Here is a 15,656-nt window from a genome sequence, read left to right on the forward strand (position 1 = left end):
TTAATGGTTCCAATTCTCAGGAGTTACCAATGACCTGTGTTGAAATATTTCGAAAAGGGGCAAGTTGTGTGAAAAAGACTGAAAAAATATACAATACTGCAGTAGAGGCAACTTTAGAGGTGATGGTGGGAAATGGAAACCTGTTATTCTCTTTCATCTGACATTCGGTAAGAAACGTAATAATGAATTTAAGAGCTGGAGTCTAAAGGAACTCCTACTTCTGATGTGCCGTTGGGGGGATTCGCATATAGAGAGAAAGTACGAGGGAAAGGCTACCGTTCTGGCTAATTCAATGCTTACAGGGGCCCCGCCAACATTTTAACGAAAATATACGCTAAGGACTATCCAATAAAACAAAAGCCGGGTTTTCCTACTCTAAGGAATCCGGCTTTTGTTTTATTCTCGTAGTGGACGTAATGTTTAATACTTGATACCCCTTTACGACAGCAAGTGATCAGTGTGATTAGACTGAAAAATAAAGCACTAGACAGGCCACGGCTGCCATATGGGGCGTTGCACTTCTGGTAGTCTTCCTGATCGATGGCCGCCGACAATCAGCCTTTTGCAAAAAAAAACAAAGGAAACCGAACTTTTTTTTGATAGAGAGACAATATAGTGTGTAAGCAGCTTACTTAGGAGGGCCCTCTGAATGCAAAGTGAATACATGTACCAGTTACTCATAAAAATGAAAGACGGTGATCAACAGGCGTTTCATACGATGTATGATGCCACCTATCAGGACGTCTACCGGACAGTCTCCTTTCTGGTGGATCATCAGCAGGATCGGGAAGATGTCATGAATGAGATCTATATGCAAATGTGGACATCACTAGCTAACTACGATTCGAACCGACCTTTCCACTTCTGGCTACACGGCTTGGTAATCCGTCAAGTGCAGAGATTTCGGGTCAAGAGCTGGCGGAGATTCCGAATTTTTGAACGCATTCGTGCCTTCTCTCGGGAAGAGTCTCATTGGGATCAACCTGCTGTGTTGATGGATGGGACGAACCAAATGATATCGAAGGCAATCCAAAAACTGACCGACAAACAGCGAACGGTGATTATCCTCCGCTTTTTTCACGACTATACTCTTGAGGAAATCGCGACATTGCTTGATATTACGCTGGGTACAGTCAAGTCCAGATATCATGCTGGCCTTCAGGCGCTTCGAAAAAACTTATGGAATCTCCCCCCAGAAAGGATGGAAAAGATCAATGCTAACTGAACGCAAAATCCGTGAACATCTGCACAAAGAGGCAGAAACTATGGAGTGCCCTCCGGCTATTTCCAAACGAATAGAACAATCCTATTCTCAATATTTGCAACCAAAAAGGAGCGGAATAACCATGAAAAAACGATTAATTGGTGGAATAGTTGCTGCTGCGATTTTAATTCCAACCGCAGCATATGCGGCCCCTACCCTGATTGAAATGTTTACTAGAACACCAATGAATGCTGAACAAGTCAAGGCGGATGAGGTTGGCAAAGCAACACTTGAGAAGCTGTATAGCACATTTCCCGAAACAAAATCGTTTGAGATAATCGATGCAAGCAACGTTCAAGGTGTCCAAACAAGCATCATACTGCAGGAAAAAGAAGGAACCGGCAAAAAGATTACCCTTCATACAAACGGTATTACGGGTGCGATTGAACACGTGATTCAAGAGAATTGGGAGCCTAAGGAGAAGCCACTCACTACTTTATCCGATCAGGAAATCAAGTCGAAGGTAGATTATCTAATTGATAAAATGTATGGCAACATCGAAGAGTACGAATTTGCTATGGAGAAAATGGAGAACCCGGATCAAAAAACGTTTATGTTGAATTACACCAAAAAGGGATCAAAAACACCGTTCTATCAGGTATTTGTTCAGAGCAATACAATCAGTGTTTCTCTGATCGGAGGTGAGACTACACCTTCAAACATTAAAGTAGAAGGTTTTTTCTCTAGAAATGGTAAGCCTGATTATTCTGCTGATGCCTATCTAAATGATGCAAAACTGTTTTCTTTACTAAAAATTAGCCCAGAAGAATTAAAACAAGAATTAGCAAAAGGTAAATCTGTTGTGGAGATTGCAGCATCTAAAAATGTCTCTAAACAACAAGTGATTGATGTCATTGCAAAAACACAGGTTGATGGACAAATTCAAGGTGAAATTAATGGTGAAGTTCCTAAAAGTAATCGTTCAAATGAACAACAGTTAAAAGCTATTGAACCAAAAGTATTACAAATTATTGAACACAAAAATGAAACACCATCGAAGAAATAACAAGTCAAGGTGCATGAGGTATAGAACCCAATGGATAATCCAGAGCCAAAAACGATCATGTTGAATTACACTAAAAAGGACAAGGACTGAACTAAACTGTTCTTCCAGGTATTTGTTCAAGGCAATACAATCAGTGTTGGGTTGGTCGGAGAATAGGAGTACAAAAACCTCAACTCTGAAACGGTGACCCGTAAGATGGAACACTTTTTAAAAGTGTCCCTTCCTGCGGGTCATTTGTGTTTTAATCAAAAGTAGAATGGACAGAACGGAGATTTTTATGCGTAAAATTAGAAACGCTGCAAAGCTTTTTTAACGAACATTAGATAAAACCACATAAAACAAAACCAAATGTTGAGCACGTATAAGGTAGGCACTCTTAATTTATACGGTAATTTACGGGATGACTTTACGCTTGCGGAAGTCGTCAAAGATGTTCATAAACATTTCTTCGGTATCGACGAATTCGTGAAAGCCTAAACGTCGAGCCGTAGTTCCGTCGGCAAAAAAATCGTAGTCCCATGCAAACACGAAATCGCCGAATAGCCAAGAGGACACGTCTTTATAGGAATGCCGAGCAAGCCCATGCTTCTCAATCATTTTGTTCCAAAGCTGCTCCTTGTCCGCCATGACAACGTCTAGAGACATCTGCAACGGAGGCGCTGTTTCCATGCCAAAGTATTGAGCGATTTTCGGCTATAACTCATTCCAACGAAACAGGTCGCCGTTCGTAATGTTGAATGCCTGATTCGCACAGCGCTCGTCGATCGCCGCCCATACTGTTGCCTTTGTGAGAAGCCGCAGACTACAGAAGGACGGAGTGGCTACCAAGTCCAAGCCTTACCCTTATGCCGTTGTTCTAAGAAATCTTGCTGATTAAACAGCGGCGGTCTAGGACTTTATTTTCATTGAACATCCATATCGTCAAATTTAAACAAAACTTAAACTTCGTGCCGCCTTGTTCTTAACCTTGGGACGTTATGCTAATTACCGAGGTGAGGAACATGAAAGAAACAGTGATTGAAACGAAGGATTTATTAAAAAAATACCGTGGCCGGGCTGCGGTGGAAAATTTAAATTTGAACATCCGCAAGGGAGAGATCTATGGCTTTCTTGGCCCGAACGGGGCAGGGAAAACAACAACAATTCGTATGCTGCTTGGACTGATCACTCCAACATCAGGAAGGATTGAAGTCTTCGGCCAGGATCTTCGCAAGCATAAACTGCAAATTTTGCGGAAGGTAGGGTCGCTTGTCGAGTCTCCATCTTATTACGGGCACTTAAGCGCTGTGGATAATCTTGAAGCCATCCGGCGTATCCTTGGTGCTCCGAAGTCACGGATTGCTGAGGTGCTAGATATTGTTTCCTTAACAGGGGAAGAGAAACGTCCAGTTAAAGGGTTCTCCCTTGGGATGAAGCAGAGACTAGGTATTGCTGCTGCCTTGCTCGGGGAACCGGAGCTGCTTATTCTGGATGAGCCGACGAACGGACTTGACCCGTCAGGGATTCAGGAAATTCGCGGACTGATTAAACGATTGCCGCAGGAGCAAGGGATTACCGTCGTAGTATCCAGTCACTTGCTTAGTGAAATTGAGCAAATGGCGGATACCGTAGGGATCATTCGTCAAGGGCAAATGGTGTACCAAGATAGTATAACGAATCTGCAGCGGCAAGCCGGGGGAGAAATGCGGTTAGCAGTCTCGGACCCGGAGGCCGCGCTGCGTCTTGCTGAAGAACGGGGGTACACAGGGATACTTCAAGACCAAAAGCTAGTCTTCTCCCGGATGATCGATGCAAGAGTTGCCTTGCTAGTCAAAGCGTTGGTAGAGAATGGGCATGCTATTTATCGTGTAGAGGAGCGGAGACAATCACTTGAGGACTTCTTCCTGCAGGTTGTAGGAGGAGAGGAATCATGATGTGGCGGGCACTGTCGGCGGATTGGCTCAAAATCCGTGGCAAGGGACTCTGGTTTCTAGTGTTTCTTGGACCGCTTGGACTTGTAGCCATGCAAGGCTTGAATTTCGGCCTTCGTTATGATTATCTTCGCGAGCAGTATAGTGCGGATTTATGGGGTGGGCTTCTGAACAATGTGGCTGCATTTGTGCCCATTGCTCTCTTTCTTGGAGGGACCTTAGTATGCTCGTTGATTGCAAATGTAGAACATCAGATGAGCTCGTGGAAGCAGCTCTTGGCACTACCTATCTCACGTACTTCAGTATTTATGGCTAAGCTGGTGTTATGTTTGGTGCTAGTGGCGGTTTCTTGTTTGTTGCTCTCGGTGGGTACAGTTGGTTTAGGGCTTGTTTTGGGCTTCAAGGTCGAACTGATTCCGTATTTGGATGTGTTACGAATTGGCTTTATGTCCTATATTGCAGCATTGCCGGTTATCGCTTTGCAGCTGTGGCTTTCTCTGGCTAACCGTAATCAGACATTGCCAGTTGCTCTTGGAATAACCTTATCTCTGGTGTCTATCTTCTCCATGTTACTTTCGGAGTGGGTTCCTTTAACATGGCCATATATGGCTTGGGAATCTTCGCATCGTCTCTTATTTAGCGGTGCAGGGTTGCTGCTGGGGCTGCTGATTCTTTTGCCGGGTGCACTGCACTTCGCACGAAAGGATGTGGATTAACGATGAATTCATTTTGGAGAGTGTTGTCGGCAGAACGATTAAAAATGTCTAAATCATATGTCTGGCTTTTAGTTATAGGCAGTCCGATTTTAGCATTACTTCCCGGGGCATTGGCGGATAATCAAGGGGAGAAGATGAGTTGGGAACTGTTGTTAAATGTGATGTCCATGATGCATGCCTTGCTGTTTCTACCTGTGCTCTCGGGTATTTTCGCAGCGCTGATCTGTCGTTATGAGCATCATGACGGAGGCTGGAAGATGTTGCTGTCTCTGCCTGTGACTCGGTTATCAGTGTACCTCTCAAAATATGTGATGATTATCGGATTGCTGGCTGCGGTTCAACTAACGTTCCTGGTGATGGTGCTGGGAATGGGTTTTTTCCGAAATATTCCGGATTCGATCCCTTGGTCGCTGCTGCTTAGCTCGGTATTTGGCGGCTTTATTGCCTGTCTGCCACTCGCTGCACTGCAACTGGCTATCTCTCAAGGCTGGAGCAGTTTTGGCGCACCGCTGGCGCTGAATGTGAGTCTGACCATTCCTAATATGCTGATCGCCAATTCTTCAACCTATGGCCCCTATTATCCTTGGGTACAACCGATGTTGGCTATGATGCCGTATGGTGATGACACGTTTGGGGCTTTTAATTTACCGTTCGAAACGCTGATGATGGTAGTGGGCGGTAGTTTTATTGTGTTTTTTGCGGCAGGACTATTCTCCTTTTATCGTAAAGCGGTCTGATTTACAGCGATTCTTATAAAAGCCTTCTCCATGGACATCCAGAGCTGGTTTTCATATAATTGAGGAAAACAATCAGCAAAGCTGACTAGCTGGTGGAGGAGGCGATAGCATGGAGCCAACGGCATTAGAAGATTGCGATAACACATGCAAGGGTTCGGAGCTTGAACCGGAATCCATTGCATTGATTCTGCCTGACCGAGAAATAACGGATAAAATGGCAGAGATGTTCAAAGCGTTGGGTGATCCCACACGAGTGCGGCTCATTTACGCTTTGTCCCAGAAAGAATTATGTGTACACGATTTGTCCGTGATCCTTGATATGGGACAATCTGCGATATCCCATCAGCTCCGTTATTTACGGAATTTACGAATTGTGAAGCGTCGTAAAGAAGGAAAGACGGTATTCTATTCGCTCAACGATGCGCATGTAGAGCAGATTTTTCTGCAGACGCATGAACATGTCCGTCATGAATAGCTGTACTTTTCAAAAAAGAGCGGTTCTCCGATTATTGGAGAACCGCTCTTTTGCGTTAACTAGATTGATTTAGGTTGCTCGATAGGGTTGGTTTTCTAAAGGATAGAGCCAGCCAGAGACAATGCACAGCGAGTACGAGAAGGATGAATAGATCGATCCCCATATATTCGCTTGTATTATCGTTACCAACAAACTGAATTAGATTATGTACAAAATGAAACAATATCAGCGGTAGAATATTATTATTTTTCAGCATCAACAAGGTAAGCACAAAACCGATCAGAAGAGAATATACGAGCTGTAGGAGGATTTGCGTCATGTCTGTACCGGATAAAGCATTAAGCAAGTGGGTAATAGAGAAGAGTATGCTTGAAGTAATCACAGCCGTTTTAGCGCCCTTAGTGAGTAAAGTCTTGAAAATCAATCCGCGGTAAATACTTTCTTCCACAAAGGCTACAAGCAGGGTGAAGAAGATAAAGAACAACACCTCAGACGTACTGATCTCACGAAAACCTTTAAAGGATATGGTGATCAGGACGACAGCTAGAGGTGCGTAATAAATCCACTTCCCAGAGGAAATGGTATTCAGAGGACGGAAGCCAAGATCACTCCATTTGTTCTTAACCGTGAAGTAGATGATCAGTACAAGCGCGATTGGAATAAAGGAGATCAGTACAGGGGCGGTGTACGAAAGCTCTTTAATTGTAGCGTAAGTCCCGGCGGCAGATACAGCTAGAAGTAACAGCACCTCAATAATAACAACGGTCCAAACAGGGTGTTTCTGTGAAAAAGAAGACGTCTTGGCTAGCTTTGACATGGTCTACATTCATCCTTCCTTCTGTGTGATTTAGTTGCCAATTCATCTCGGGTGTGATCATACATGATTTACCATATTTTCACGAAAAGATCAATTTATTTAATTTTTATGAGAGCGGAGAAAAATGGTGTATATGACGTATTGACCTTCAAAAATAAAGAGAATATAATAGCAATAAGAAAACATATGAACAAGTGCTCATATATGGTTTTTATTTGAGGAGATGTGCCGTATGGATACGATGCAAGGAAAAGTAAAACGTCAGTGGGAATTAGAAGGCTTAGATTGCGCCAATTGCGCAAGGAAAATCGAAGATAAAGTGAAGAAAATTGAGGGCGTATCGTCTTGTTCCGTTAATTTTGTTACGAAGACAATGACGATGGAAACCGCCGCAGGTTATGAGGAATCGGCGATTGTAGAAGCAAAGAAAACGGTGAAGGCACTTGAGCCCCATGTAAATGTAAGAGAGAAGACTCAGGGCAGTCGCAAGCTGCAGAATAACAGTAGTCATACGCATGGAGAGGATCACAAACATGGCCATGAACACGATCATCAGGCTGCAGACGGACATAAGCATGATGATGCGGATGGTCACAGCCATGGCCACAGCCACGAGCATGGGGAAGGCGATACGCGTAAGATTCTACTGCGGTTAGGTGGCGGTGGGATACTCGCGCTTGCCGGAATATTCTTACCGGTGGAGGGTGTAGTAGAACTGCTGATTTTCTTAGCAGCCTATCTCATTGTGGGTAGTGAAGTTGTCTGGCAGGCGGTTAAGAACATTATCCGGGGTCAGGTATTTGATGAGAATTTCTTGATGGCTCTTGCAACCATCGGTGCTTTTGCGATTGGTGAGTATCCAGAGGGCGTAGCGGTTATGCTCTTTTACCAAATCGGAGAGTTGTTCCAAGGTCTAGCAGTAAACCGTTCACGTCGATCTATCACGGCACTTATGGATATCCGTCCCGAATTTGCTTACCTTAAGCTTGGAAATGATCTAAAACGAGTCTCTCCTGAGGAAGTGTCGATCGGTGATGTGATTGTTGTGAAACCGGGTGAGAAGGTACCTCTGGACGGAACGATCCTTGAGGGAAGCGCCATGATGGATACATCAGCACTTACCGGGGAGTCTGTACCGCGTTCGGCTGGACCGGGAAGCACAGTATTAAGTGGATTTATTAATCGGAACGGCGTTATTACGATGCAAGTCACACAGACCTTTGGTGAATCAGCCGTATCCAAAATTCTGGAGTTGGTACAGAATGCTTCAAGCAACAAAGCCAAAACAGAGAACTTTATTACTAAGTTTGCACGGGCTTACACACCTATAGTAGTGATCACAGCTGTGCTGCTAGCTGTCGTTCCTCCGCTAGTGATTAGCGGGGCAAACTTCTCAGATTGGATTTACCGGGCGCTTGTATTCCTCGTAATCTCCTGTCCATGTGCGCTTGTGGTCTCGATTCCACTTGGTTTCTTCGGAGGGATTGGAGCAGCTTCACGCAGTGGTATTCTGATTAAAGGAAGCAACTATCTTGAAGCGTTAAATGATGTGAAAGTAGTTGTCTTTGATAAGACCGGAACGTTGACTAAGGGGCAATTTAAGGTTACAGGAATTTATCCGTCAGGTGGCAAGTCTAAGGATGAATTGCTGCAGACAGCTGCTTATGCGGAGAGCCATTCGAACCATCCGATTGCCGAATCGATTAGGGCGGCTTATGGAGAACAGATTTCTAAGGAAACGATCTCGAATTACAACGAAATCTCCGGTCATGGAATCGAGGTTTCGATTGAAGGCAAGACCGTACTTGCAGGTAACGCGCGTCTGATGGAGCGAGAGGGCATAACTTATGACGTGCCAGCGCAAAGCGGTACAGTTGTTCACATCGCGGTGGATCATCAGTATGGGGGTTATCTGGTGATTGCTGATGAAGTGAAGGAGGACTCGCAGCAGGCTATTCAGAGCCTCAAGAAGCTTGGCATCCGTAAAACGGTGATGTTAACTGGCGATGCTTCTTCTGTAGCTGAAGATGTTGGGAAGCAGTTAGGTGTAGATGAGGTTCACGCGGAGCTTTTGCCGCAGCATAAGGTAGAGGCCATCGAGAAGCTGGATCGTGAAAAGTCACATCGCGAGAAAATTATTTTTGTCGGTGATGGAATTAACGATACCCCAGTACTAGCTAGAGCAGATGTTGGGATCGCAATGGGCGGACTGGGCTCCGATGCTGCGATTGAAGCGGCAGATATTGTAATTATGACCGATGAGCCTTCGAAGATTCCTGTTGCTATCGGAATTGCCAAGCGTACACGGATGATTGTATGGCAAAATATTATTTTTGCTCTAGGCGTTAAAGCTATATTTCTTATTCTCGGCGCATTTGGGATTGCCACGATGTGGGAGGCTGTATTCTCAGATGTTGGGGTAACCGTGCTGGCTGTACTGAACAGTATCCGAGCATTAAAAGTTAAAGATCAAGGATAAAAAAATCGCTCTTTAGGGTATTGGTGTTATTCACCGATCCCCAAAGAGCGATTTTTTCTGTTTGCAGGAGATTAAATGCTGTCTTCCAAGTGTAAGCTCTCAATGCCTGAGCGAACAATGCTGCAGGAGGCGTTGAATTTCTCCGCTTCTTCGGTGTTTAGGTTAAGCTCCAGTAGCTCTTGAATTCCAGTGTTGCCAATAATGGCAGGTACGCCGGTACATATACCACTTTGCCCGTACTCTCCATCCAGAATTGCGGATACGGCAATGATCTTATGCTCATCATTCAGAATGGAACGAGTAATGTAAGCCAGTGCGCTGCCAATACCGAAATGTGTGGAGCCTTTTTTGGTAAATATCTCCCAGCCCGCATCTTTGGTCTTGCGGGAGATATCCTCCAGATCTAGATGCTGGAACCGCTCACGATGCTGATCCATAATTTGCAGGATGGGCTTACCGCCAATCGTCACATGTGACCAAGCTACAAACTGGGATTCACCATGTTCTCCAAGTGCGTAGCCGTTTACGCTGCGTGGATCGATGGAGAAAACATCAGATAGTAGTGTCTTTAGGCGCGAGGAGTCAATGGAGGTTCCTGTACCAATAATTCTGTGGCGAGGCAGCCCTGATATTTTCCATACCATATAAGTGACAATATCGACTGGATTAGCGGCGACTACGAATATTCCATCGAATCCCCCAGCCATAATGTTGGTAATAATTTCTCTAGTAATGACTGCAGAAGCTTCCAGGACGTCAAGTCTTGTCTGCCCTGCCTTTGGATTAGCGCCGGCTGTTAAGATAACTACATCCATTCCTGCGCAGTCGCTATGGGTTCCGGCATACACCTTGGTGCGTGTGCTTGTGAAATCCATGCAGTGTGAGAGATCAAGTGCTTGTGCCATAGCGCGGTCATAGGTGCGGTCGATCATCATGATCTCGTCGCAAATTGCCTGATTGACCATGGAGTAGGCGCAGCTGGAACCGACCATCCCGGCACCGACGATGGCAACTTTTCTTGATTTACTTTTCAATTGCCTTGACCTCGCTTTCTATTGTTAGGTATGCATATATTTTAACGTATCCCTCCACAAGTTACCTAACATCGGACACAGAAAAATGTTTTTTCCTACAAGGTATTCATCCACGTAAGAAGCCATCTCAATCGTATGAATTGAAATGGCTTCTTAGAATAACAATATATACTTATGACTGTAAGGACTGTGCCTCCGAGGAGGTCATAGCTTTATAACGTTTGTACATAAAGAATCTCCAATGAAGAATCATTCCGAAGGCTAAGATGAAGAATAACCCACCGGACTGAGGGATACTGACATAACTATTAATAAATTCATGAAGTAAGGTGCGAACTAAAAGGAGTCCGAGCAGAATGAAAGCAAAGCTCTTAGAACGCTGAGCATAAATTTGTCCATCCCGTTGTTCGAAGTTTGTGCTGCGTATTAGAGGATACGCGAAGATGAACCAGCCAATCAAAAAGGCGAGTGCTGCCCACCATAAAGGAAACCTAACTTCAGGTACAACGAACATGGCAAAGCCAGTCGACATCCCGAGAGGTGGAATCCATATTTTTCGAATGGTAACCGGACGTGCGCTAGCTTTTAGACGAATAAAAATAACCATTAGCGCCATGAGCAAGGTCCCTATAGTGGAGCCGATATGTAGGAGTGAGGGGTTAATGCTACCCATGATTCACGACCTCTCTATGATTTGAGTCACTTGTATCTTCATTATAACAGAAAAACGATGGCGGAACATTGAAGTGTAGCCGCTGTATGGAGGTAGTAGCTCCGTGAAAAGCACTGCATACTACATTAAGTAGAAAGAGGCCGAAAACACCAAATAGCAGGTCAAGGTAGTTAACCTTGACCTGCTATTTTTTTAATAATATAAGTAGTCCAATAATTATTGGTTCAGCCTAAGCTTATGAACGGCTACGTCCATTTGTTGAGCGAAGAATAAGGCTGACGATAAAGATCAGAACAACGGCCCCGATCAAAGAAGGGAAGAAATAGAAATCACTTACTTTAGGTCCCCAACTTCCCAGAAGCACGCCACCGAGCCATGAACCGATAATACCTGCGATAATGTTACCAATTACCCCGCCTGGAATATCTCTGCCCATAATCAGACCCGCTAACCAACCAATGATCCCACCAACAATTAACATCCATAAAAAACTCATGTTACTTCAACTCCTTCGTTTTGTTGTTTTCGATGTCTACTATTAACCTTGCCAATCATGTTTAAACCACTTGTAAAAACTTACTACTGCCGGAAGAGTTAGGAAATGGCTTCAAAATTGAACTCGATAATGTATTACAACTATAAACATGCTATAGTGAAAAAATATTATAAAATACTGAGTGAGTTGCTATCAGTAAAGGGTAATTAAGAAGTAAATACAATTTATACAAACAAAGGAGTCGCTACTATGGAACGGCCTAATGAGGTATTGTTTTATGTGGGAACGTACAACCCTGAAGGTGAGGAAGCTATTCTACTCTGCTCACTTAGTCCTTCATCAGGGGAAATGAAGATTCTTGAGGGTACTAAGGGCATTGAGAATCCATCGTTTTTAGCAGTAAACAGCACAGGCAGCGTGCTCTATGCGGTTAGTGAGAAGGATGAGGGCGAGGTCTATGCTTTTGCTATTGATCCTGTTACTAAAGCGTTGAGTCCACTTGGAAGTCGTCCTACGGAAGGTGGCGCTCCTTGTTATGTCTCGATCAGTCCTAAGCAAGATTACATATTCGTCTCTAATTATTCCGGTGGCAATGCCAACGTATTTCCTGTAAATGAGGATGGTTCGCTTCAGGTCATGTCTGATCAAGTGAAACATGTAGGTTCAGGAATTCGTGAAGACCGTCAGGAAGCTCCGCATCCACACTCCGTCATTCCGGATGGAAGTGGCAAGCATATACTGGTTTGCGACTTGGGACTGGATCAAATCCTGATTTATCGCCTTGAAGAAGGTAAGCTGTCTAAGCATCGGGAGATTAATCTCCCACCAGGTTCAGGTCCACGCCATCTGGCGGTACACCCTTCAGGACAATGGATTTATCTGGCGAATGAACTAAACTGTACAGTAACGGTATTTGCTAATGATGAGCAGAATGGAAACCTCAGCATTTTACAGCATGTCAGCACGCTTCCAGAGCAATATAATGCGGGTAGTGATGATACAGCTTCCGATATTCATGTATCGCCATGTGGTAAATTCTTGTATGTCTCAAACCGGGGACAAGATAGTATCGCCTTGTTCCATATTGAGGGTTCAACAGGTCATCTTGAAGCGGTAGATTGGCAGGTTACAGGCGGACGTACTCCGCGTAATTTCGCCATTATTGGTGGCAAGCTGCTCGCTGCGAATCAAAATAGTGATATTATTACTTCGTTCTCCATCGATAGTGACAGTGGCAGATTAATTCCTACAGGGAACGAGCTGAAGATAAAGACACCGGTCTGTATTCAAGCCGTGTAGGCTGGGAATAGGTTATTGTATGTTTCAATATTAGGGGCTATTCCCCGAAATTTATCAAAATAAAAGGCCTTCCAATCAGCTGTACATGTGCTGAGGGGAAGGCCTTAAATGGTATAATGGCAAGTTACCTTAAAACATATTTCGAATTCCTAGATCGTAAAAGCCGATGTCATCTAGCATGATTTTATCTCCCTCGGCTTCAAGGTAGAAGGTGATTTCCGTCAGGTTCTCAGGCTCTAGCTCAGGTTCTTCCTCCTGAAACTGTTCGAACGGCATCTCATAGGTCTGAAATACAGCTTCGGACAGATCACCGTACTTCCCATCATTAATCCGTTCTTCAAGCCATGGGAATAACGTGAACTGAGTTTGCGGAAGTGGAAGAATATCCATTACCTCACTTAACGGCAAGCGTGCCGAGGTATCATTTTTGTCGGTTAATTCAACCTCTACATTGGGAGGTAGCGGAATACTTAGTTCATCTTTGATATCACCATTGAGGTTTGCTAAGGAAAATGTAAGGCCATCTGCGTCTGAAAGGGCCATTTCAGTAACAACACTGTCTTTAAGCTTAATGTTGTAATAAGCTTCCTCGTCTTTTTTGGCTGTGCGTTCAAGAACGACACCATATGTGGCTTTGCTCTTCGATTCACGATCCTTCGCGAGCTCTTCCGACCAGGATAATCCGGATGCTTCTGCTGTTCCGAGATTAACGGTATTCTTGTTGCGGTCCTCGTCAAATGTGGCTACAGGCCGATATCCCCCATCCTGGAATCGATTGTAGTAAGTGGTCTCCGGTAGCCATTTCAGTCCGCTGCGGTAATCCCGGAACAAGCTCTGGTATTCGTCTTTTCCATGCAAAGTGGTCTCTAGAAAAGCTGATACATACACTTTAGCGATTTGCCGCTGCTTATCTGCATCCATAGTTTGCGCTCGATTTAAAAAGAGGCCAGCAGGTAATGTCTGATCATACGCGCCCCAATCACTGTTGAATTGACTGTGATTGGCGTCCGCAATATACAGCGAGCTTTTGAAAGCAGAGGACCCTTGGGAATAGGATGTACGTATATACTGCCGGTCACCATAGAAATCATGTACATCCCCATCACGAGCCCCTTGCAGAGTCAAATAGTTGACATCCTTGAGACGGGCTTGCTGATCGTCTATCGTTTTGTCCGTAGGGGCAAGGGCGACCACAGAGGCTATATTAAAACGATCTACTGCCTTCATAACGGGATCATTTTTGAACCAACGCTCGGCGTCTGCTGCCATAGCAACAGCTTGTCCTCCACGGCTATGGCCGAGCAGGGCGGTTTTTGTGAAATCTATTTTTTGATAAAAAGGATTGTCTGGTTCATCCGAGAAAGCTGCTAGCTGTTCCAGGTGTTTCAGAATGATCCAGGTCCGTACTTTGAAATCATTGTCCGGAATACCGGACCAAGCAGAATAGTTCAGGAAATTCTCATCCAGGGAAATTGCGATAAACCCCCGGCTGGCCAAGAGTTCACCGAGATAAGCGTACCCTCCGTCAGAGTAATCTTCCATCATATGATTTCCGTGCACCATCAGAACTACCGGATAGGGACCATCGCCCTCAGGCATCCATACTCGGCCGTTCAGTGGAAGTGCATTATAATCGAAACCCCAGAATAAAGTGCGGAGTTTTGACCAATCCTTAATATAAGCAGAAGCATCTACTGTAGAAGAGATCACATTGGTATCCTTGCCGTATTCGGTCCGATGCAGATCCTTACCGCTGGCATAAGTGAAGGTCTGATAGGCTTGATTGCCAGGTTGTGATGGACTTGCGGCTGTTAATGGAATCACATCTGAATCACTGATATCAATGGGTTCCAAAGTAGGTATTTCCTGCACTCCGTTTGCCAGAGCAAGTTGGGAAAAAGTCACCGTAATGGTAAGCAGAAGTCCCATGGTTATTCTTTTGCTGCGCAGCAGACCGATGGCTAATCCGCCCAATGCACCTAATACGGATAGTAGAACAGCAATGAGAGCCGCAGCTTCAATCTCAAAATCTGCGTAATATAAGATTAGTAGAATCGCTCCAACATCGCTCAATACACAACCTGCGAATAGTCGTGGGATGCGCAGTCCGGTCAAGGCGATCAGTACAGCAATGATATTGCTGGCAATGGCCAGCAGAATGGTACTCGTACCTGCAGCGAGTGCAATATCTGTTGGCACCCCTAATCCAGTGGGTATACCTAATACGGCAGTGGTGAAGGCTAAAAAGCAAACGATCCAAAGACCAGCGATTGCTGTCCTCCAGACCGTTGTATCATAACGGTAAGTTCCCCTAATCCTTCGACTAATTTCTTGAGTCATTCTCCTATGAAGCCGTGGTCTTATCGGCGCAGGGACGTACTCTAAATCCATACCCATGATTCTCACTCCCGACATTAAGCGGTAATTTCTCTAGACCATAAGCTGTAGCAATAATATTACTTTATAGCATCAATAACAAGTGGATCTTACAGGAACCCACACTATTGCCTGAATAGCGTGGGATTTGAAAGATTCCTTTGTCATTGGCTGGAAAAAAAGGTTTGACACGGTTAAAGGGTTTCAGTATTATATCCATATAAACCAACTAAGTAGATAGGAATAATTGAAGAAAGTTCTTACCGTACAGACGGAGGAACGCCTGCATTAGGCTCGCAGACACGTGTCATAGGACCGGTTTGACCTGCCATACGTGGGCTTTCCTCCGTTCTTTTTGTTATCCACAGGAAAGA

Annotated in this window: 14 protein-coding genes; 8 read left to right on the forward strand and 6 right to left on the reverse strand. The window is 44.6% G+C overall.

What is annotated here, in order from left to right; translation table 11 throughout:
• The first annotated feature begins 649 nt into the window (after positions 1-649).
• Together MHI27_RS02125 and MHI27_RS02130 are read left to right on the forward strand one after the other, a co-directional pair.
• A complete protein-coding gene (locus tag MHI27_RS02125; protein WP_405175477.1) occupies positions 650-1,225 on the forward strand; it encodes a sigma-70 family RNA polymerase sigma factor in 576 nt (191 codons plus the stop codon).
• Complete coding sequence (locus MHI27_RS02130; protein WP_179085800.1) at positions 1,215-2,270, forward strand: hypothetical protein; 1,056 nt, start codon at positions 1,215-1,217, stop codon at positions 2,268-2,270. Before MHI27_RS02125 ends, MHI27_RS02130 begins: the two co-directional genes overlap by 11 nt.
• A gap of 393 nt (positions 2,271-2,663) precedes the next feature.
• Here MHI27_RS02130 and MHI27_RS02135 read toward each other — a convergent pair whose 3' ends face one another.
• Entirely contained in the window at positions 2,664-2,921 is a 258-nt protein-coding gene (locus tag MHI27_RS02135) for a hypothetical protein (protein WP_405175478.1), read from the reverse strand.
• A gap of 350 nt (positions 2,922-3,271) precedes the next feature.
• Here MHI27_RS02135 and MHI27_RS02140 point away from each other — a divergent pair, with 350 nt between their 5' ends.
• The 4 genes from MHI27_RS02140 to MHI27_RS02155 all read left to right on the forward strand — a co-directional run bounded on the left by MHI27_RS02140 (position 3,272) and on the right by MHI27_RS02155 (position 6,108).
• Positions 3,272-4,183 (forward strand): ABC transporter ATP-binding protein, encoded by a 912-nt coding sequence (locus MHI27_RS02140; protein WP_042184378.1) that lies wholly within the window; start codon positions 3,272-3,274, stop codon positions 4,181-4,183.
• On the forward strand, positions 4,180-4,896 hold the full coding sequence (locus MHI27_RS02145) for an ABC transporter permease (RefSeq protein ID WP_076285176.1): 717 nt from the start codon (positions 4,180-4,182) through the stop codon (positions 4,894-4,896). Before MHI27_RS02140 ends, MHI27_RS02145 begins: the two co-directional genes overlap by 4 nt.
• A gap of 2 nt (positions 4,897-4,898) precedes the next feature.
• On the forward strand, positions 4,899-5,633 hold the full coding sequence (locus MHI27_RS02150) for an ABC transporter permease (RefSeq protein WP_076285177.1): 735 nt from the start codon (positions 4,899-4,901) through the stop codon (positions 5,631-5,633).
• A 109-nt stretch (positions 5,634-5,742) separates the two neighbouring features.
• Positions 5,743-6,108 (forward strand): metalloregulator ArsR/SmtB family transcription factor, encoded by a 366-nt coding sequence (locus MHI27_RS02155; protein WP_042184384.1) that lies wholly within the window; start codon positions 5,743-5,745, stop codon positions 6,106-6,108.
• Positions 6,109-6,163: 55 nt separating this feature from the next.
• Here the strand turns inward: MHI27_RS02155 and MHI27_RS02160 are convergent, their stop codons facing one another.
• Entirely contained in the window at positions 6,164-6,925 is a 762-nt protein-coding gene (locus tag MHI27_RS02160; protein ID WP_149646218.1) for a CPBP family intramembrane glutamic endopeptidase, read from the reverse strand.
• 232 nt (positions 6,926-7,157) lie between these two features.
• On the opposite strand from MHI27_RS02160, the gene MHI27_RS02165 reads away from it, so the two are divergent.
• A complete protein-coding gene (locus MHI27_RS02165; protein WP_339244479.1) occupies positions 7,158-9,404 on the forward strand; it encodes a heavy metal translocating P-type ATPase in 2,247 nt (748 codons plus the stop codon).
• 71 nt (positions 9,405-9,475) lie between these two features.
• On the opposite strand, the gene MHI27_RS02170 is transcribed toward MHI27_RS02165, so the two are convergent.
• The 3 genes from MHI27_RS02170 to MHI27_RS02180 form a co-directional block, all read right to left on the reverse strand.
• On the reverse strand, positions 9,476-10,438 hold the full coding sequence (locus tag MHI27_RS02170) for an L-lactate dehydrogenase (RefSeq protein WP_042184390.1): 963 nt from the start codon (positions 10,436-10,438) through the stop codon (positions 9,476-9,478).
• A 172-nt stretch (positions 10,439-10,610) separates the two neighbouring features.
• On the reverse strand, positions 10,611-11,111 hold the full coding sequence (locus MHI27_RS02175; protein ID WP_042184392.1) for a CcdC family protein: 501 nt from the start codon (positions 11,109-11,111) through the stop codon (positions 10,611-10,613).
• A gap of 235 nt (positions 11,112-11,346) precedes the next feature.
• Entirely contained in the window at positions 11,347-11,607 is a 261-nt protein-coding gene (locus MHI27_RS02180) for a GlsB/YeaQ/YmgE family stress response membrane protein (protein WP_042184394.1), read from the reverse strand.
• Positions 11,608-11,856: 249 nt separating this feature from the next.
• Here MHI27_RS02180 and MHI27_RS02185 point away from each other — a divergent pair, with 249 nt between their 5' ends.
• On the forward strand, positions 11,857-12,906 hold the full coding sequence (locus MHI27_RS02185) for a lactonase family protein (protein ID WP_042184396.1): 1,050 nt from the start codon (positions 11,857-11,859) through the stop codon (positions 12,904-12,906).
• 129 nt (positions 12,907-13,035) lie between these two features.
• Here the strand turns inward: MHI27_RS02185 and MHI27_RS02190 are convergent, their stop codons facing one another.
• Positions 13,036-15,303: a chlorophyllase/cutinase-like alpha/beta fold protein gene (locus MHI27_RS02190; protein WP_339244481.1), complete on the reverse strand. Its 2,268-nt coding sequence runs from the start codon at positions 15,301-15,303 to the stop codon at positions 13,036-13,038.
• Positions 15,304-15,656 lie beyond the last annotated feature (353 nt).

Source organism: Paenibacillus sp. FSL H8-0261 (assembly GCF_045040645.1).
In the GTDB taxonomy this organism is placed as follows: Bacteria; Bacillota; Bacilli; order Paenibacillales; family Paenibacillaceae; genus Paenibacillus_AQ.

Excerpts from the sequence above, each read along its gene's own strand:
- MHI27_RS02130 (WP_179085800.1), top strand. The coding sequence starts at position 1,215 with ATGCTAACTGAACGCAAAATCCGTGAACATCTGCACAAAGAGGCAGAA.
- MHI27_RS02145 (WP_076285176.1), top strand. The coding sequence starts at position 4,180 with ATGATGTGGCGGGCACTGTCGGCGGATTGGCTCAAAATCCGTGGCAAG.
- MHI27_RS02190 (WP_339244481.1), bottom strand. The coding sequence starts at position 15,303 with ATGGGTATGGATTTAGAGTACGTCCCTGCGCCGATAAGACCACGGCTT.
- MHI27_RS02160 (WP_149646218.1), bottom strand. The coding sequence starts at position 6,925 with ATGTCAAAGCTAGCCAAGACGTCTTCTTTTTCACAGAAACACCCTGTT.
- MHI27_RS02155 (WP_042184384.1), top strand. The coding sequence starts at position 5,743 with ATGGAGCCAACGGCATTAGAAGATTGCGATAACACATGCAAGGGTTCG.
- MHI27_RS02185 (WP_042184396.1), top strand. The coding sequence starts at position 11,857 with ATGGAACGGCCTAATGAGGTATTGTTTTATGTGGGAACGTACAACCCT.
- MHI27_RS02150 (WP_076285177.1), top strand. The coding sequence starts at position 4,899 with ATGAATTCATTTTGGAGAGTGTTGTCGGCAGAACGATTAAAAATGTCT.
- MHI27_RS02165 (WP_339244479.1), top strand. The coding sequence starts at position 7,158 with ATGGATACGATGCAAGGAAAAGTAAAACGTCAGTGGGAATTAGAAGGC.
- MHI27_RS02140 (WP_042184378.1), top strand. The coding sequence starts at position 3,272 with ATGAAAGAAACAGTGATTGAAACGAAGGATTTATTAAAAAAATACCGT.
- MHI27_RS02175 (WP_042184392.1), bottom strand. The coding sequence starts at position 11,111 with ATGGGTAGCATTAACCCCTCACTCCTACATATCGGCTCCACTATAGGG.
- MHI27_RS02125 (WP_405175477.1), top strand. The coding sequence starts at position 650 with ATGCAAAGTGAATACATGTACCAGTTACTCATAAAAATGAAAGACGGT.
- MHI27_RS02180 (WP_042184394.1), bottom strand. The coding sequence starts at position 11,607 with ATGAGTTTTTTATGGATGTTAATTGTTGGTGGGATCATTGGTTGGTTA.